A 16923-nucleotide genomic window follows, 5' to 3' on the forward strand; every position below is an offset into this window, starting at 1 on the left:
CCGTTCCCGCCGCTGCTCGCCGCCGCGCTGCTGCCGGTCGCGCTCCGCCGGGTGCCGGTGGAGGGACGCCGGACGAACTTCGCGCCACCGCTGCGGCCGGCGGGGACCGGGCCGGCCGCCCTGCTCCTCGCCCACCTCGGCCGGGGCTAGCTAGCGGACGGCGGGCGCGGCGCGGAGGCGCACCGGTTGGCCTGGACGCAGCTGGGCGGCGCGGTCGGCGGACGCGTCGGTGAGCACCGCGACGACCGGGTAGCCGCCGGTCACCGGGTGGTCGGCGAGGAACACGACGGCCTCGCCGCCGGGCGGCAGCTGGACCGCGCCGCGGACCATCCCCTCGCTCGGCAGCTCGACGTCCCGGTGGGCCGCGACGCGCTCGACCGGCGCACCGGTGGGGCGCAGCCGCACCCCGACCCGGTCGCTGTCCGGGCCGACGACCCAGGCGGCGCGGGTCACCGCGTCGAGACCGCCCACCCAGCGGCTCCGCGGTCCCGGCAGCGCGTCGAGGACCACCTCGCCGTGCGGTGGCGACGAGACGGCGGCGTGGTCGACGTGCGGGAAGGAGGCCGGCGCCGGTCCGACCGCCAGCACGTCCCCGACGGCGAGCGGCGCCGGTCCGGTGCCGGAGAGGGTGTCCGTGGAGCGCGAGCCCAGCACGGGCGGCACGTCGAGGCCTCCCCGCACACAGAGGTAGGTCCGCAGTCCGGATGTCGGTGTGCCGAGGGCGAGCTCGGCGCCGTCCGACAGCTCGAGGACCGCTGCGTGGGGGACCGGTCGGCCGTCGAGCACGGCGGAGGCCGGCGCGCCGGTGAGGGTGACGACGACGCGACCACGGGCCCGGACGGCCAGCCCGCCGAGGAGGCACTCGACCGCGGCGGGGGAGTCCCCGTGCCCGAGGGGCCGGCAGCCGAGCCGGTACGCGGCGCGGTCGGCGGCACCGGATCGGCCGACGCCGACGGCGGCCAGACCCGGCCGGCCCCCGTCCTCGACGAGCGCCAGCGGCCCGGTGCGGAGGACCTCGAGGGCGGCCGGCCTCACGCGGGGTCCTCGGCCACGAACCGCACGGCGGAGCCCGGCTGGAGCAGTGCCGGAGGCTCGCGGTCCGGTTGCCAGAGAACGGCATCCGTCGAGCCGATGAGTTGCCAGCCGCCAGGCGACGGTCGCGGGTAGACACCCGAGAACTCGCCGGCGAGGCCCACCGCGCCGGCCGGCACCGAACCGCGCGGCGCGTCGCGACGCGGCACCCGCAGCCGGGGGTCGCCGCCGACGAGGTACGCGAAGCCCGGCGCGAACCCCCCGAAGGCCACTCGCCAGGGTGTGCCCGTGTGGGCTGCGACGACCTCGCCGCGCGACAGCCCGGTGAGCCGGGCCACCTCGCCGAGGTCCGGTCCGTCGTAGCGCACCCGCACCTCGGCGGTCTTCGCGCTGCTGGTGGCGCTCGAGGGGGCGGGGCCCGTCGCGGCCGGTGTCCGGGCCAGGTCGAGCACGGCGCTGCGCAGGTCCGCCGGGGCGACCCGCTCGCCGGAGAGCAGCAGCGTCCGGGCGCCCGGGACGACGTCCTCGACGACCGCCCAGGCACCGGCACCCGCACTCACCCGCTCCCGGGCCGCGGCGGCGAGCGCGAGCACCGCGTCGAGGTCGGCGAGCTCGACGAGGACGGCGTGCTCGCCTGCGGGGAGCACGCCGAGCGGTCGCCGCGGCATGCTCACGGGCCGGCGAACGGCCGCAGGCCGACCCCCGCGTGGGCGAGGGCGTCGCGGACCGCCGTCGCGACGGCCACCGCTCCCGGGGTGTCGCCGTGGACGCACACCGAGTCCGCGGCGATCGTGACGTCGGTGCCGTCGACCGCCGTGACCCGGCGCTCCCGCACCATCCGGACCACGCGGTCAGCCACCTCTGCGGGGTCGGTGACGAGCGCTCCCGGCTCCCGACGCGACACGAGCCGGCCGTCGGCGTCGTACCCACGGTCGGCGAACGCCTCGGCGACCGTCGGCAGGCCCTCCGCGGCCGCCGCGGCGAGCAGGGCGGACCCCGGCAGGCCGAGGACCGGCAGCGACCGGTCGTACGCGGCGACCGCGGCGACGACCGCCGCGGCCTGCGCCTCGTCGACGGCGGCCGTCGTGTAGAGCGCACCGTGCGGCTTGACGTACCGCACCCTGGTCCCCGTCACCCGGCACATCGCCTCCAGAGCACCGAGCTGGTAGAGCACGTCGGCAGTGAGGTCCTCCGGCGCGACGTCGATCCGGCGCCGCCCGAAGCCCGCGAGGTCGCGGTAGCCGACCTGGGCGCCGACGACCACTCCACGCTCGGCGGCGCGGGCGACGGTGCGGCGCAGCGTGGTCGCGTCGCCGGCGTGGAAGCCGCACGCGACGTTGGCGCTCGTGACGACCTCGAGCATCGCGTCGTCGTCCCCGAGCACCCAGGCCCCGAAGGACTCGCCGAGGTCGGCGTTGAGGTCGATGACGGGCGTCACGACGCCGACGCTACCGTCCGGGTCCCCGAGCCCGCCTAGGCTGGGCCCATGAGCGCCGCGGACCACCCCCTCGCCACCGCGAAGTACGCCTCCCTGACGACCTTCCGTCGCAACGGCACCCCCGTCGCGACGCCGGTCTGGGTCGCCCCGGCGCTCGACGGGAGCGACCGGCTCGTCGTCATCACCGTCGACGGCACCGGCAAGACCAAGCGGCTCGGCCACACGAGCCGGGTCGAGGCGCGCCCGTGCGACCTGCGTGGTCGGGTCGACGACGGGGCGCCCACGTACCGCGGCGACGCCGTCGTCGTGCGGTCGCCGGAGGAGGTCGCGCGGGTCCGGTCGGCCGTCGTGGCCAAGTACGGTCTGCCGGCGCGGTTCTCCGACCTCGTCGAGAAGGTCACCGGGCTGGTCGGCATCCGCAGGGCTGCGCGGGCCGGCATCCTCCTCGACCTCGGCCGCGACCCGGTCGCCTGACGCCGGACGCGCGAACGCCGCCCGGGCGAGCCGGACGGCGTTCGGGGTGCGCCTCTCGGCGCGGGGTGACGACGTCAGCCGATGACGGTGATGTTCGCCGCCTGCGGGCCCTTGGGGCCCTGCGTGGTCTCGTACTCGACCTTGGCGTTCTCGTCGAGCGAGCGGTAGCCGCTCGAGTTGATCGCCGAGTAGTGGGCGAAGACGTCGGCGGAGCCGTCGTCGGGGGCGATGAAGCCGAAGCCCTTCTCGGCGTTGAACCACTTCACGGTGCCAGTAGCCATGGGATGGCCTTTCTCTCTGAGCGAGGACCCCACGACTGTCGTGGGGTCCGGCGTTGGTGATGCCTGGTACGTACCTCTGCTCAGAAAGCTGCTCGGTCCCGTCAGGACCGGTTCTGCCACCACTTCACAACGGAAAGCTCAACAACGACGTCGAGCGTACCCGGTCGCGCTCGCGTCCGCTCACCGCGTCCCGGCGACCAACCGCCCCAGCGCCCACCGGGCGACGGGGACGTAGCCCACGACGACCGGCCACGGGCCGCGGACCACGGCCCACGCGGTGCTGCCGCCGCCCGCGGCGCCCGGCCCGTCGGCACCCACGGGCTCCACACCGTGGTCGAAGGAGACGCGCAGGGGACCGGAGCGGACCGACCACGACCACGTCCGGGCGGCGGGGTCGACGGCGTCGACGGTGAAGACGGCGACCAGCCCGCCCGGACCGCGGACCCGGCCGTGCGTCCCGGCCCGGACCACCTCGTGGGGGTAGTCGACCTCGCGCACCTGGGGCGCCCACGCCGGCCAGCGCCGCGGCTCGGTGTAGCGGGCCCAGGCGTGCTCGGGCGGGAGGTCGCCGGTGGCCGAGACGCGCATCGAGCCGTCGAGGATGGACACCGCGCCATCGTCCCAGACGGTGCGGTCCGGCCGGCCGGCCCGCTGTGCTGTGATGCTCCGGTGAAGGAGATGGGTGCCGGGCACGTCGCGGTCGTCACCGGCACCGAGCTGCTCGTCGACGGCGGGATCACCGCGTGGTGAGACGCACCCGGCGCCTGCGGGTGGTCTTCCCGCACCAGCTCTTCGAGTCGCTGCTCGACGAGCCGACCGGCACCCGGTTCGTGCTCGTCGAGGACGACCTGCTCTTCCGCCAGCAGCCGTTCCACGCGCAGAAGCTCGTGCTCCACCGGGCGTCGATGCGTCTCTTCGCGAAGAGGTTGCGGGAGAGCGGGTTCGACGTCGACGTCATCGAGACGGACGCCCGGCGCACGACCCGGACCCGGCTCGCCGAGCTGCTCGCCGAGGCCGCTCCGGAGGAGGTGCGGCTGCACGACGTCGTCGACGACTGGCTGCTGCGCGACGTCCGCCGGGCCTTCCGCGAGGCGCACCTCGACCTCGCGCCCGAGGACGTCGAGGAGACCCCGAACTTCCTCACGACGCGCCCCGACCTGGCCGAGTGGTTCGGCGGGCACCGGGCCCGGATGCAGACCTTCTACCAGTGGCAGCGGCAGCGGCTCGACGTCCTCGTCGAGGGTCCGGGGCACGACCGGCCGGTCGGCGGACGGTGGTCGTTCGACACCGAGAACCGGAAGAAGCTGCCGAAGCACCATCCGGTGCCGGAGCGGCGCGCGCTCGACCGGCTGCCCGAGGTCGAGGAGGCCATCGGGTGGGTCGCCGAGGCCTTCCCCGACGCACCGGGCCGCGCCGACACCTTCGACTGGCCGGTCACCCACGAGCAGGCACGGGTGGGGTTGCGCGAGTTCGTCGACGAGCGCCTCGTCGAGTTCGGGCCGTACGAGGACGCGGTCTCCACGCGCCACCCGTTCGTCTTCCACGCGGCCATCACCCCGGCCCTCAACTGCGGCCTGCTCGACCCGCGCGAGGTGCTCGACACGGTCCTCGACGCCGCCCACGGACAGGACGTCGAGCTCCCCTCGCTCGAGGGGTTCGTCCGCCAGCTCATCGGCTGGCGGGAGTACGTGCGGGCGACCTACCACCTGTACGGGCGGCGGATGCGCAGCTCGAACCACTTGCGGCACACCCGGTCCCTGGCGGCTGGGTGGTGGGACGGCACGACCGGCCTCGACCCGGTCGACCACGTCGTGCGCGGCGTCCTCGAGCGCGGGTACGCGCACCACATCGAGCGGCTCATGGTCCTCGGCAACGCGATGTGCCTGCTGCGCACCGATGCCGACGAGGTCTACGAGTGGTTCACGGCCCTCTTCGTCGACGCCTACGACTGGGTCATGGTCCCCAACGTGTACGCCATGTCGCAGTTCGCCGCCGGCACCGGCATCACGACCAAGCCGTACGTGTCCGGCAGCAACTACCTCAGGAAGATGACGGACTTCGGCACCGGCGAGTGGCGCGAGGACTGGGACGCCCTCTACTGGGGCTTCGTCGAGCACCATCGCGAGGTCTTCGAGGGCAACGTTCGCTCGCGGATGGTCACCCGCACCTGGGACGGGATGGACGGTGACCGGCGCGAGGAGCTGCTCCGCCGCAGCCGCAGCGTCCTGCGCCGCCTCTGACCCCCTCCGCCCCCGAGCCCCACGCGTATCGGGTGACCCGATAACGCTGCGCTTCCCCCCGGAACGGTTCCGGGGTGAAGCGCGCTCGTATCGGGTGACCCGATACGCGAGTGACGCGCGGGGGGGCGAGGCGTCGTGTCGAGGGTGGGAAGAGCGGGACCCGCGGCGGGGTTGGCCCCACAAGCACGCGCCGCCCGCCCGCCGGTCGGCACCCCACCCCTGGACGACGGGAGACCCCGGATGAGCAGCGACGCCGCGAGCACGGACGACACGACGACGGACGACTCGGGCGCGCGCGCCCAGGTCGGGGTCACCGGCCTCGCGGTGATGGGCCGCAACCTCGCGCGCAACCTGGCCCGCAACGGGTTCCGCGTGGCGGTGCACAACCGCACGACGAGCAAGGCGGAGGCGCTCGTCGACGAGTTCGGCGACGAGGGCGACTTCACGCTGGCCCGCTCGCTCGAGGACCTCGTCGGCGCGCTCGAGCGGCCGCGGCGGATCATCGTCATGGTCAAGGCCGGGGAGGGCACGGACGCCGTCATCGACGAGCTCGTGCCCCTCCTCGAGGAGGGCGACGTCGTCGCCGACGCCGGCAACGCGCACGGGCGCGACACCGTGCGGCGCCACGACGCGCTGGCCGAGCACGGCATCCGCTTCGCCGGGGTCGGGGTCTCCGGTGGCGAGGTCGGTGCCCTCGAGGGTCCGTCGATCATGCCCGGCTGCGACGGCGACACCTACGCCGAGCTCGGACCGTTCCTCGAGGTCATCTCGGCCCACGTCGACGACGAACCCTGCTGCACGCTGATCGGGCCGGACGGCGCCGGCCACTTCGTCAAGATGGTGCACAACGGCATCGAGTACTCCGACATGCAGCTCATCGCCGAGACCTACGACCTGATGCACCGCCTCATCGGCCTCGACGCCGCGGACGCCGCCGCGGTCTTCCGCGACTGGAACGGCACCGAGCTCGAGTCCTACCTCGTCGAGATCACCGCGAAGGTGCTGTCGCACACCCATGCCGACACGGGCCGGCCGTTCGTCGACGTCGTCCGGGACGCGGCCGAGCAGAAGGGCACCGGGCGGTGGACCGTCCAGACCGCGCTCGACCTCGGGGTGCCCGTCACCGGAATCGCCGAGGCGACGATGGCCCGCGCCGTCTCCGGCGACACCACGCGGCGCACCGCCGTGCGCGAGGCGCTCGACGCGCCGGTGGTCGCCGAGCTGCCGGTCCGGGTCGACACCGACGACCTGCGGCAGGCGCTGTACGCCGCCAAGGTCGTCTCGTACGCCCAGGGGCTCGACCTGGTGCGGGCCGGCTCTGCCGAGCAGGGCTGGGACGTCGAGCTCGCCGACCTCCCGCGGATCTGGCGGGACGGCTGCATCATCCGCGCCCGCCTGCTCGGCGACATCACCAAGGCGCTCGAGGACCATCCGGACGCCCCGAGCCTCCTCGCGACCCCGGGGTTCGCGGCCGCGGTCACCGAGCGGCTGCCGGCGCTGCGCCGCGTCGTCGCGGCCGGCGTCGCGGCGGGCATCCCCGTGCCCGTGTTCTCGTCGGTGCTCGCCTACCTCGACGCGCTGCGTGCCGAGCGGCTGCCGGCGGCGCTCGTCCAGGGGTTGCGCGACTACTTCGGCGCGCACACCTACGAGCGGGTCGACCGGGAGGGCGCGTTCCACACCCTCTGGTCCGAGGGCCGCACCGAGGTCGCCGCGGACTGAAGGTTCGACGCCGCGTGTCACTGGTGTGCCGGCGGGGTAGCCCCCGAGGACCCCAGCAGAAGGAGACCGGCATGACCGACCACGACGGCGCCGCCCACGTCAAGGAGCTCGTCGAGGACCAGCGCCTCGCCATGCTCACGACCGTCCACCCCGAGACGGGAGCCCTGACCAGCCGCCCGATGACCCTCCAGCAGGTCGACGACGACGGCACCCTGTGGTTCCTCACGCTGCGCGAGAGCTCCCCGGCCCACGAGATCGAGTCGACCCCCCGCGTCAACGTCGCCTTCGCCCAGGAGGGCGCGTGGGTCTCGATCGCGGGACGGGCCGAGGTGCGCCACGACCCCGAGAAGGCCCGCGAGCTGTGGGACGAGATGGTCAAGACGTGGTTCCAGAAGGAGCCCGAGGACCCGGACGTCGTCGTCCTGCGGGTCGACGGCGAGACCGCGGAGTACTGGGACAGCCCCGGCCGGGTCGCGACGGTCGTCGAGATGGTCCGCGCCCGGGTCAGCGGGGAGCGGCCCGACCCCGGCGAGAGCCACACCGTCGACCTCTGACCCGGTCCGCCGGCCACCCCGGTCGGCCCATCCGGTCATCCGGTCACCGCGAGAGGAGGCAACACGCAGGGAGACGGCCTCGGCCCTCTGCGTGTTGCCTCCTCTCGGCGCTCCCCGCTGACCCTGGGGCGATGTCGGCGCGGTCGAGCCCGGCGTGCTCGCCCTCCCTCGATGCGCCTCCGGTCGCGGCGTCCGCACAACGCTCCCCGGCGCCGTGGCCCACCGGGGGCAGTGACACCGTCGGTGGCCGGGCGTACCGTCACGGCCACCCATCCGCCCGAGACACAGGGAGGCCACCGTGGCCAGCCAGCTCACCCCGTACCTCAACTTCCCCGGCACCGCCCGCGAGGCGATGAGCTTCTACCAGCAGGTGCTCGGGGGCGACCTCGACGTCATGACCTTCGGCCAGTACGGGGTGGAGGGCCCCGGCGCCGACGGCGTCATGCACGCGCACCTGCGCACCGCCGACGGCTTCGTCATCATGGCGAGCGACCTGCCCCCCGGCCAGGAGGAGGTGCCGAGCGGCGTGACGAACGTCCACGTCTCGCTGAGCGGCGACGACGCGGCGCTGCGCGGCTACTGGGACGGCCTCGCCGACGGCGCCACGGTGACGATGCCGCTCGAGAAGCAGATGTGGGGCGACGAGTTCGGCGCCCTGACCGACCGCTTCGGTATCTCGTGGATGGTCAACATCGGTACCGGTGAGGGCACCCAGGGCTGACCGGCTCGGGCCCGGGCCGCGTCGCCCGGGCCTGCGCTCAGGCGGTTCCGGCCTCCCGCTCGAGGTCGGCGAGCGCCTCGCCGGTGTGCACCGCGAGCCGTTGGAGGTGCGGGAGCGACTCGCGGTCGCCGATGAACCCGATGTTCAGGGTGCCCGCGTACGACTGCGCCGTGATGTTGAGCGCCATCGAGTGGCCGGGGATCGAGACCGGGTAGGTGGCCTCGAGCTGCGCGCCGCGCCAGTACAGCGGCTTGGTCGGCCCCGGCACGTTGGAGATGCAGACGTTGAGGGTCAGCGGCCCCGGCAGCGGCAGGCCGCTCATCGCCCGCGCCACCTGCAGCCCGGCCGGCGCGAGGAGCAGCGCGCTGTAGGCGATGACGGCGTCGCCGCCCATCCCGCGCATCCTCGCCTTCGCCGCCCGCGAGGAGGAGGCGATGGCGGAGAGGCGGGCGAGGGGGTCCTCGACGTCGGTCGCGAGCGAGACGAGCGTGGCCCCGACGTAGTTGCCGCCGCCCTCGCTCTCCGGCGCCCGGACGTTGACCGGCACGAAGGCGACGAGCGGGCGGTCCGGGAGGGAGGCCAGGTCGTCGAGGAAGCGGCGCAGGCCGCCGGCGCAGATGGCCATGAGCACGTCGTTGAGGGTCGCGTTGCGGGCGCGGGCCACGGCCCGGAGCCGCTCGAGCTCGTACTGCTGGGTCGCGAAGCGCCGCGAACGGCCGGTCGGGCCGTTGAGGATGCTCATCGGCGCCTGGTACGAGGTGACCGCGCGGGTCGAGGTCTGCCCGCGCCGCAGCTGGGTCTCGACGAGGGTGCGGGCCACCGTCGGCAGCGAGGTGACCGAGGTCGAGACGCTGCGCAGGATCGAGGCGACGTCGCCGACCGGTTCGCGTGACTCGCCCTCGACCCGCGGCCGTCGGGTGAGGCTGAAGAAGTGCGGGTGGGTGCGGTCGTCGGGGTCCTCGGACAGCCCGCGCTGGAGGATGCGGGTGCCGGTGTAGCCGTCGACGAGGCTGTGGTGGATCTTCGTGTACACGGCGAACCGGCCGGGACCGACGCCCTCGATGAAGGTCATCTCCCACGGCGGGCGGCGGAAGTCGAGCTGGTTGGAGTGCAGCCGCGAGACGAGGACGCCCAGCTCGCGCTCGCCGCCCTGCGCGGGGAGGGCCGAGTGGCGCACGTGGTAGTCGATGTCGAACCGTTCGTCCTCGACCCAGCGGTGCAGCGGCTGGCGCATCAGCCGGCGGGTCTGCAGGCGCAGCGTCCACGGCGGCTCGACCGGACTGGCCCGGACGTCGGCGACGAGGTCGCGCAGGAACCCGTCGTCCTCGCCCTCGGGGTAGCGGAAGTGCAGCAGCGACCCGACGTGCATCAGCGTCTCGGGCGACTCGCCGATGAGGAAGATCGCGTCGAGCGGTGAGGCCCAGCGGGACCGGCCCACCGGGTCAGACCGCCCGATGGTCGGCCGGTGGCGCCTCGTCCGCGGCGGCCTCGTCCGCCCACGGCCGCCAGGCGCCCTCCGGCTGGGCGAGCCGGTCGGCGATGATCCGGAGCGTGTCGAGCTGGTGCCCGTACCCGAGGTGGGTGGCTCCGACCTCGACGTTCTCGGTCAGCGGCGCGGGGTCGGCGACGCAGCACTCCCACGCGACGATGCCGTCGGTGCGCGACCAGATGCTCGTCGTCGGCACCTGCAGCGGCTGCGCCCGCAGCGCGAGCGCCTCCTCGGTGAACATGAGGTCGATGTTGTGGCGGTTCATCACCCGGTACATCGCCCAGGCGCGGGTGGAGACCGGGTGGTGGCGGAACGGGCTGCCGAGGGTGACGACGCAGCGCGTGTAGTCGGGCAGCGCGCGGGCCATCTCGCGGGCGTAGACCCCGCCGGCGCTCCAGCCGACGAGGCTGACCCGTCGGCCGTAGCGGTCGTGGATCTCGAGGAGGAGGTCCTCGAGGCGCTCGGCGAGCTCGGGGCTGGCGCCGAGGTTGCGGCCCTGGCGCCAGTCGTGGACGCGGTAGCCGAGGCGGCGCAGGTGGGTGCGCAGGAAGACGGTGGACTCCGGGCCGGCGAGGAAGCCGGGCAGGACGATGACGGGGTGCCCGTCGCCGACCGGCCAGCCGGCGATGTCGCGGGTGCGGACGGCGGAGTTCGCGAGCTCGAGCGCGGCGCGCCACTCCCGGCGGGCGGCCCACAGGGTGGGTGCGGCCGGGCCGGCGGTGCTCGGGTCGAGCCGGGGCATCCTCGCTCCTTCCGTGCGACGCAGCGCCACGACGACCCCGGACGGGACCTGCAGCGCTGCGAGGGCAGTCGTCATTGTCCCAGAGGCGGACCCGGTGCGGGGAGATACCCCACCCCTCGTGCCGTGGCGTGGACGGTGACCTTCGGCACGGTGCCCGGGTCCCGCGCCGCCCGGGCCGGGCCTACCGTGGAGGGATGAGCACGCAGGACGGTCCCGACCGCGGGGCGACCCGCACCGAGCGCGACACGATGGGGCCGGTCGAGGTGCCGGCCGACCGGTACTGGGGTGCCCAGACCCAACGCAGCCTCGAGCACTTCGACATCGGCCGCGACACCTTCGTCTGGGGACGGCCGGTGGTGCGGGGGCTGGGGTTGCTCAAGAAGGCCGCGGCCCGGGCGAACCACGACCTCGGGCTGTTGCCCGACGCGGTGGCCGACGCGGTGGTCCGGGCGGCCGACGAGGTGGCGCGCGGCGAGCTGGACGACCACTTCCCGCTCGTCGTCTTCCAGACCGGCTCCGGGACGCAGTCGAACATGAACGCCAACGAGGTCGTCGCCAACCGGGCCATCGAGCTGCTCGGCGGCGAGCTGGGGTCGAAGGACCCGGTGCACCCGAACGACCACGTCAACCGCAGCCAGTCGAGCAACGACACCTTCCCGACCGCGGTGCACGTCGCCGTCGCGCTCGAGCTCGCGGAGCGGTTGCACCCGGCCGTCGACGCCCTCTGCGAGGCGCTCGAGGCCAAGGCCGCCGAGCTGGCCGACGTCGTCAAGGTGGGGCGCACCCACCTCCAGGACGCGACCCCGGTGACCCTGGGCCAGGAGATCGGGGCGTGGGCCGGTCAGCTGCGTGAGGCCCAGGCCGACGTCCGGCACGCGGGGGAGCGGGTCCTCGCGCTCGCCATCGGGGGGACGGCGGTGGGGACCGGCCTCAACGCCCCGGCCGCCTTCGGTCCGGCGGTGGCGCGTCACCTGTCCGCGGAGACCGGGCTGGCCTTCCACCAGGCCGACAACCTCTTCGTCCAGCTGGCCGCCCACGACGGCCTGGTCGCCGTGTCGTCGGCGCTGCGCACGCTGGCCGGCGGGTTGATGAAGCTGGCCAACGACGTGCGCTGGCTGGCCTCCGGGCCGCGGACCGGCATCGGCGAGCTGCGCATCCCCGAGAACGAGCCCGGGTCCTCGATCATGCCGGGCAAGGTCAACCCGACCCAGTCCGAGGCAATGACGATGGTCGTCACGCGGGTGTTCGGCAACGACGCCACCGTCGGGTTCGCCGGCACCCAGGGCAACTTCCAGCTCAACGTCTTCACCCCGGTCATGGCGCACGCGGTGCTCGAGTCGGTACGGCTGGTGTCGGACGCCTGCCGCTCCTTCCGCGAGCACTGCGTCCTCGGGCTCGAGGCCGACCGTGAGCGCATCGCCGAGCACCTCGACGCCGACCTCATGCTCGTCACCGCGCTTGCGCCGCACATCGGGTACGACGCGGCGGCGGCCATCGCCAAGCAGGCGCACCGGGACGGCTCGACCCTGCGCGAGGCGGCGCTGGCGTCCGGGGCGGTGTCGGGCGAGGACTACGACCGGTGGGTCGACCCCGCCGCGATGACCCACCCCGACTGAACCGCGGTGAGGGACCTTCGCGGGAAAACTGCCGGGCGAGGAGGGTGATGAGCACGGTCCGCAGGCCGGGCGTCAGGACGCCCCGGCCACCGGTTCGTTCGCGCCGTAGCGTCGGACCGCCCGGCGGGCCAGTGACGTCCGGTGGACCTCGCTGGGCCCGTCGTAGATCCGGAACGGCCGGATCTCGCGCGCGATGCGGGCGACCGGCAGGTCCGACGACACGCCCGCGCCGCCGCACAGCTGCACCGCACGGTCGGCCACGCGGTGCAGGGCCTCGGCACCGAAGACCTTCGCGAGCGATGTCTCCTCGCGTCCGGGCCGGCCCTCGTCGAGGGCTCGGCAGGCCGTGAGGAGGAGCGACCGGGTCGCGGCGAGGTCGATCTCGTTGTCGGCCACCATGAGCTCGACCATCCCGTGCCGGGCCAGGGCGCGACCGAACCCCGAACGCCGGCTGACGTACTCGACCGCGGCCTCGTGCGCGCGCTGGGCGGCGCCCAGCCAGCGCATGACGTGCGTCAGTCGTGCGGGGCCGAGCCGGACCTGTGCGTAGCGGAACCCCTCGTCGACCTCGCCGAGCACGTCCTGCTCCGGCACCCGCACGCCGTTCAGCTCGAGCTCGCAGTGGCCGCCGAGCATGGAGCGGTCGATCGTGCTGACGTGACGGCCGATCCGAACGCCGGGTCGGTCCGCGGGGACGAGGAACATCGTCGCCCCCCCGCTGTCGCCGGGCGCTCCGGAGGTCCGGGCCATGACGATGAGGAACCCGGCGCCGTCCGCGCCGGTGATGAACTTCTTCCGCCCGTCGAGGACGAACGAGTCGCCGTCCCGGCGGGCCGTCGTGGTGAGCCCGGCGGGGTCCGACCCGGCGCCGGGCGGGGGCTCGGTCATCGCGAAGGCGGACCGCACCTCGCCGCGCGCGAGCGGGACCAGGTAGCGCTCCCGCTGCTCGCCGGTCACGACGCGCTCGAGCAGGTGCAGGTTGCCTTCGTCGGGAGCGTTCGCGTTGATGGCCATCGCGCCGAAGAGCGACCGGCCGGCCGCCTCGAAGACCGGGGCGCGCTCGGTCATGCCGAGCCCGAGACCCCCGAGGGGCAGCGGGACGTGCGGCGCGAACACACCGGCCCGGCGAGCCTGCTCCTGCAGGTCGGCGCGGAGCCACTCACCCCCGGCGGCATGGACGTCTCCGTCCGCCACGTCCTCGAGTGGGATGACCCGGTCCTCGACGAAACTGCGTGTCCGGGAGGCCAGCTGCTTGACGTCGGTCATCCGATACCTCTCTCGTGGTGAGCTGGGCCGAGGACGTCCCACGGCTCGGTCACAGGAGGCGGCCGGCCGGCGCCGGGCAGGCTCCATCGCCACCGCCCGTTCGGGACGGGCCCTCGGAAAAACTTCGCCGAACCTGTTGCTCCGGGCCGGAGCGAGGGTCCACACTCTCGCCTACCGAGCGAGCGCTCGGGCGGTACCGATGATGCTCCCCAGGAAGAGGTCCGTCAATGGCGACGCAGAACTCCGACGCACCCGTGGCCCGGGACGCGGCCGGCTCGATCTTCGAGGACTGGCTGGGCGCCTTTCGCGACGCCACCGAGGCAGGTGACGCCGACGCGGTCACCCGGCTGCTCGCCGCGGACTGCTGGTGGCGCGACCTCCTCGCCCTCACGTGGGATCTCGGGACCTACCGCGGGCCCGATGCGGTGCGCGGCATGCTCGCCGACCACCTGCGGCCGGGCGCCCTTGAGAACCTGAGGGTCGTCACCGAGTTCGGGCCACGCCGCCAGGACGAGGTCGTCGAGGGGTTCCTCCGGTTCGAGACGCCGGCCGGGGACGGCCGGGGCACCGTGCGGCTCGTCGAGAAGGAGGGGCGCTGGGTCGCCTGGACCGTCATGACCGAGCTCGACGACCTGCGCGGCCACGAGCGGGCCATCGGGCACCGCCGCCCGCTCGGACCGCGGCACGCCTCGAACGCCGACGGCTCGAACTGGCTGGACCGGCGCCGCGCCTCGGCCTCGTACGCGGACTCCCACCCCGACGTCGTCGTCATCGGCGCGGGTCAGGGCGGGCTCACCGTCGCCGCCAACCTGCGCCTCATGGGGGTCGACACCCTGATTCTCGAGAAGAGCGGACGGGTCGGGGACGGGTGGCGCACGAGGTACCACTCCCTCGTCCTGCACGACCCGGTGTGGGCCGACGACCTCCCGTACATGCCCTACCCCGCGTCGTGGCCGGTCTACTGCCCGAAGGACAAGATCGCCGACTGGTTCGAGTCCTACGCCTCCGCGATGGAGCTCAACGTGTGGACCTCGGCCGAGATGGTCGACAGCAGCTACGACGAGGCCGAGGGACGGTGGACGCTGCGGGTGCGCACCCCCGACGGCGAGCGGGTGGTCCGCCCACGGGACGTCGTCCTCGCGACCGGCGCCGCCGGCGAGCCGAACATCCCCGACGTCCCGGGCCGTGACACGTTCCGGGGTGAGTCGTACCACTCGAGCCGGCACTCGTCCGCCGCCCGGTGGGCCGGGCGGCGCGCGGTCGTCGTGGGAGCGTGCAACAGCGGCCATGACATCGCGCAGGACCTCCACGAGGCGGGCGCCGAGGTGACGCTCGTCCAGCGGTCCTCGACGCACATCATCAGCCAGGAGCACGGCATCCCGGCGATCTTCGGCAGCAACTTCGTCGAGGGCGGTCCGCCGACGGCGTACGCGGACCTCCTCGCGAGCGGTACCCCCTGGCCGCTCGTGCTGGAGCTGGCGAAGGACGGCGTGGTGCAGACCGCGGAGAAGGACGCCGAGCTGCTCGCATCCCTTGAGGCCGTCGGTTTCAAGCTCAACGACGGACCCGACGGGACGGGCCTCATGGGCTACGCGCTCGCGTACGGCGGCGGCTACTACATCGACGTCGGCGCCTCCCGGCTCATCGCCGAGGGCAAGATCGGTCTGGCCCAGGGTGCCGGGCTCGCCGAGTTCACCCCGGACGGCATCCGGCTCACCGACGGCCGCACCCTCGAGGCCGACCTCGTCGTGCTGGCCACCGGCTACCGGAACATGCGTGAGACCGCGCGGCGCCTCTTCGGCGACGACGTCGCCGACCGCCTCCCCCTGGTCCTCGGCATCGGCGAGGACGGCGAGCTCGGCGGCCTGTACCGGCGCACCGGCCACCCGGCCTTCTGGTTCATGGGCGGCCCGCTGGCCTGGGTCCGCATCTACTCCAAGCACCTGGCCCTGCAGATCACCGCCAAGCACGCGGGGGTCGACACCTCGAGGTGACGGCTCGGGCCCGCCGCGACGACCTCGCCGACCGCCCGAACCAGCCCGCCATCCGTCGGCCCCGGCCGACCTCCGCCAGCCCCACCCCCGCCGTCCGGTGCCCGGACGCGCCAGCAGAAGGAGTTCCCCATGAAGCGTCAGTCCACCGGCCCCTCCCTCAGGTCCCTCACCGCCGCCGCCGCCTGCGCCGGCGTCCTCCTCGCCGTCGCCGGCTGCGGCAGCGGCGGGTCGGGGAGCTCGGGCTTGGGAAGCGCGAGCGGAGGGTCGGACGAGAAGCGGACCATCGTGTTCATGGCGCCCAACACCACCCCGACCCGGTACATCCAGCAGGACGGACCGGCCTTCGAGGCCGCGGTGAAGGCGCTCGACCCCAACGTGACCGTGAAGTTCGTCAACGCCAACGGCGACTCGAACACCCAGCTCTCGCAGGCCAACGCGGCGATCGCGTCAGGTGCCAAGGCGCTCGTCGTCGTCGCTGCCGACCCGAACCTCAGCGCCGGCCTCCTCCAGGCCGCCCAGCAGGCGAACGTGCCGGTGATCGGCTACGAGAACCCGCCCATCAAGGGAACGCTCTACGCCCAGGTCGTCTTCGACCCGCGCAAGGTCGGCAAGCAACAGGCGGACTACTTCGCACAGCAGGTGACGAGCGGGAAGCTCGGGGCCACGCCGGTCAAGGTCGCGCGGCAGTACGGCAACAAGGGTGACGTCTACACGACCGAGATGCTCGCCGGGCAGAACGAGGTCATCGACCCGCTGATCAAGAGCGGTGACATCACGGTGGTCTGCGAGGACTACATCAAGGACTGGGCCCCGGACAACGCGACGAAGGCCACCGAGCAGTGCCTCACGAAGACGCAGAACAAGGTCGACGCGTTCTTCGGCTTCTACGACGGCATCACGGCCGGCATGATCGCCGCCCTGACCGCCAAGGACCTGACCATCCCGGTGTACGGCGGGCAGAACCCGGAGCTCACCGGTCTGCAGTACATGCTCACCGGGCAGCAGCAGGACGACGTCCTCAAGGCGTTCAAGGTCGAGGCCGAGGCGGCGGCCAAGATCGCCCTCGCCGCGATCAACGGCGAGAAGCCCCCGGCGGACCTCGTCAAGGACACGATCGACAACGGCGCCATGCAGGTGCCCACGGCCAAGCTCGACGCCACGCTCATCCACCTCGAGGAGGGCAAGGACCCCGGTGACGCCGTCCAGCAGGCGGTCGACCTCGGGATGTTCACGTGGCAGCAGATCTGCACGGGCCCGGCGGCGTCGACCCCGACCTGCAAGGCCAAGCTCTAGTGCCGCCCGGGTGCGGGAGCAGCCGTCCGGCCGGACCGCAGCTCCCGCACCCTGACCGGCGACC

General features: G+C 73.8%; 16 protein-coding genes. 8 read left to right on the forward strand and 8 right to left on the reverse strand.

Annotation, left to right across the window (positions count from 1 at the left end):
- Positions 1-150: 150 nt before the first annotated feature.
- Genes PKA89_RS12170 through PKA89_RS12180 form a run of 3 tightly spaced genes read right to left on the reverse strand, consistent with a single transcriptional unit; the run spans position 151 to position 2470 of the window.
- Positions 151-1035, reverse strand: a complete 885-nt coding sequence (locus PKA89_RS12170) for a biotin-dependent carboxyltransferase family protein (protein ID WP_324419779.1) — start codon at positions 1033-1035, stop codon at positions 151-153.
- Positions 1032-1700: an allophanate hydrolase subunit 1 gene (locus tag PKA89_RS12175; RefSeq protein ID WP_324419781.1), complete on the reverse strand. Its 669-nt coding sequence runs from the start codon at positions 1698-1700 to the stop codon at positions 1032-1034. Before PKA89_RS12175 ends, PKA89_RS12170 begins: the two co-directional genes overlap by 4 nt.
- Positions 1701-1702: 2 nt before the next feature.
- Positions 1703-2470 carry a 5-oxoprolinase subunit PxpA gene (locus PKA89_RS12180; protein ID WP_324419783.1) on the reverse strand — a complete coding sequence of 256 codons (768 nt, stop codon included), beginning with the start codon at positions 2468-2470 and terminating at the stop codon, positions 1703-1705.
- 48 nt (positions 2471-2518) lie between these two features.
- On the opposite strand from PKA89_RS12180, the gene PKA89_RS12185 reads away from it, so the two are divergent.
- Positions 2519-2944 (forward strand): PPOX class F420-dependent oxidoreductase, encoded by a 426-nt coding sequence (locus PKA89_RS12185; RefSeq protein WP_324419785.1) that lies wholly within the window; start codon positions 2519-2521, stop codon positions 2942-2944.
- A gap of 74 nt (positions 2945-3018) precedes the next feature.
- On the opposite strand, the gene PKA89_RS12190 is transcribed toward PKA89_RS12185, so the two are convergent.
- Both PKA89_RS12190 and PKA89_RS12195 read right to left on the reverse strand, forming a co-directional pair.
- Positions 3019-3225, reverse strand: coding sequence for a cold-shock protein (locus tag PKA89_RS12190; RefSeq protein ID WP_324419786.1), 207 nt, complete (start codon positions 3223-3225; stop codon positions 3019-3021).
- Positions 3226-3405: 180 nt separating this feature from the next.
- The gene (locus tag PKA89_RS12195) at positions 3406-3834 is read right to left on the reverse strand and encodes an SRPBCC family protein (protein WP_324419788.1); all 429 of its coding nucleotides are present in this window, start codon (positions 3832-3834) and stop codon (positions 3406-3408) included.
- Between the two features lie 134 nt (positions 3835-3968).
- On the opposite strand from PKA89_RS12195, the gene PKA89_RS12200 reads away from it, so the two are divergent.
- From PKA89_RS12200 to PKA89_RS12215, 4 genes are all read left to right on the forward strand, one after another.
- Positions 3969-5465, forward strand: a complete 1497-nt coding sequence (locus PKA89_RS12200) for a cryptochrome/photolyase family protein (RefSeq protein WP_324419790.1) — start codon at positions 3969-3971, stop codon at positions 5463-5465.
- Between the two features lie 240 nt (positions 5466-5705).
- Positions 5706-7184 carry an NADP-dependent phosphogluconate dehydrogenase gene (gndA, locus tag PKA89_RS12205; protein ID WP_324419792.1) on the forward strand — a complete coding sequence of 493 codons (1479 nt, stop codon included), beginning with the start codon at positions 5706-5708 and terminating at the stop codon, positions 7182-7184.
- Between the two features lie 71 nt (positions 7185-7255).
- Positions 7256-7738: a pyridoxamine 5'-phosphate oxidase family protein gene (locus PKA89_RS12210; RefSeq protein ID WP_324419794.1), complete on the forward strand. Its 483-nt coding sequence runs from the start codon at positions 7256-7258 to the stop codon at positions 7736-7738.
- A 298-nt stretch (positions 7739-8036) separates the two neighbouring features.
- A complete protein-coding gene (locus PKA89_RS12215) occupies positions 8037-8459 on the forward strand; it encodes a VOC family protein (protein ID WP_324419796.1) in 423 nt (140 codons plus the stop codon).
- Positions 8460-8496: 37 nt separating this feature from the next.
- Here PKA89_RS12215 and PKA89_RS12220 read toward each other — a convergent pair whose 3' ends face one another.
- Positions 8497-9897, reverse strand: a complete 1401-nt coding sequence (locus tag PKA89_RS12220; protein WP_324419798.1) for a wax ester/triacylglycerol synthase family O-acyltransferase — start codon at positions 9895-9897, stop codon at positions 8497-8499.
- A 4-nt stretch (positions 9898-9901) separates the two neighbouring features.
- A complete protein-coding gene (locus PKA89_RS12225) occupies positions 9902-10690 on the reverse strand; it encodes a hypothetical protein (RefSeq protein WP_324419800.1) in 789 nt (262 codons plus the stop codon).
- Between the two features lie 194 nt (positions 10691-10884).
- Between PKA89_RS12225 and fumC the strand changes: the two genes are divergently transcribed.
- A complete protein-coding gene (fumC, locus tag PKA89_RS12230) occupies positions 10885-12306 on the forward strand; it encodes a class II fumarate hydratase (RefSeq protein WP_324419802.1) in 1422 nt (473 codons plus the stop codon).
- A 72-nt stretch (positions 12307-12378) separates the two neighbouring features.
- Here the strand turns inward: fumC and PKA89_RS12235 are convergent, their stop codons facing one another.
- A complete protein-coding gene (locus PKA89_RS12235) occupies positions 12379-13572 on the reverse strand; it encodes an acyl-CoA dehydrogenase family protein (protein ID WP_324419804.1) in 1194 nt (397 codons plus the stop codon).
- Positions 13573-13799: 227 nt separating this feature from the next.
- Here PKA89_RS12235 and PKA89_RS12240 point away from each other — a divergent pair, with 227 nt between their 5' ends.
- Together PKA89_RS12240 and PKA89_RS12245 are read left to right on the forward strand one after the other, a co-directional pair.
- Positions 13800-15566: an NAD(P)/FAD-dependent oxidoreductase gene (locus tag PKA89_RS12240; protein ID WP_324419806.1), complete on the forward strand. Its 1767-nt coding sequence runs from the start codon at positions 13800-13802 to the stop codon at positions 15564-15566.
- 129 nt (positions 15567-15695) lie between these two features.
- On the forward strand, positions 15696-16859 hold the full coding sequence (locus PKA89_RS12245; RefSeq protein WP_324419808.1) for a substrate-binding domain-containing protein: 1164 nt from the start codon (positions 15696-15698) through the stop codon (positions 16857-16859).
- Positions 16860-16923: the final 64 nt, after the last annotated feature.

It is taken from the genome of Phycicoccus sp. (genome assembly GCF_035325325.1).
Taxonomy (GTDB): domain Bacteria; phylum Actinomycetota; class Actinomycetes; order Actinomycetales; family Dermatophilaceae; genus Phycicoccus.

Coding starts and splice junctions, on each gene's coding strand:
- PKA89_RS12210 (WP_324419794.1), top strand. CDS start 7,256: ATGACCGACCACGACGGCGCCGCCCACGTCAAGGAGCTCGTCGAGGAC.
- PKA89_RS12235 (WP_324419804.1), bottom strand. CDS start 13,572: ATGACCGACGTCAAGCAGCTGGCCTCCCGGACACGCAGTTTCGTCGAG.
- gndA (WP_324419792.1), top strand. CDS start 5,706: ATGAGCAGCGACGCCGCGAGCACGGACGACACGACGACGGACGACTCG.
- PKA89_RS12175 (WP_324419781.1), bottom strand. CDS start 1,700: ATGCCGCGGCGACCGCTCGGCGTGCTCCCCGCAGGCGAGCACGCCGTC.
- fumC (WP_324419802.1), top strand. CDS start 10,885: ATGAGCACGCAGGACGGTCCCGACCGCGGGGCGACCCGCACCGAGCGC.
- PKA89_RS12245 (WP_324419808.1), top strand. CDS start 15,696: ATGAAGCGTCAGTCCACCGGCCCCTCCCTCAGGTCCCTCACCGCCGCC.
- PKA89_RS12190 (WP_324419786.1), bottom strand. CDS start 3,225: ATGGCTACTGGCACCGTGAAGTGGTTCAACGCCGAGAAGGGCTTCGGC.
- PKA89_RS12225 (WP_324419800.1), bottom strand. CDS start 10,690: ATGCCCCGGCTCGACCCGAGCACCGCCGGCCCGGCCGCACCCACCCTG.
- PKA89_RS12240 (WP_324419806.1), top strand. CDS start 13,800: ATGGCGACGCAGAACTCCGACGCACCCGTGGCCCGGGACGCGGCCGGC.
- PKA89_RS12185 (WP_324419785.1), top strand. CDS start 2,519: ATGAGCGCCGCGGACCACCCCCTCGCCACCGCGAAGTACGCCTCCCTG.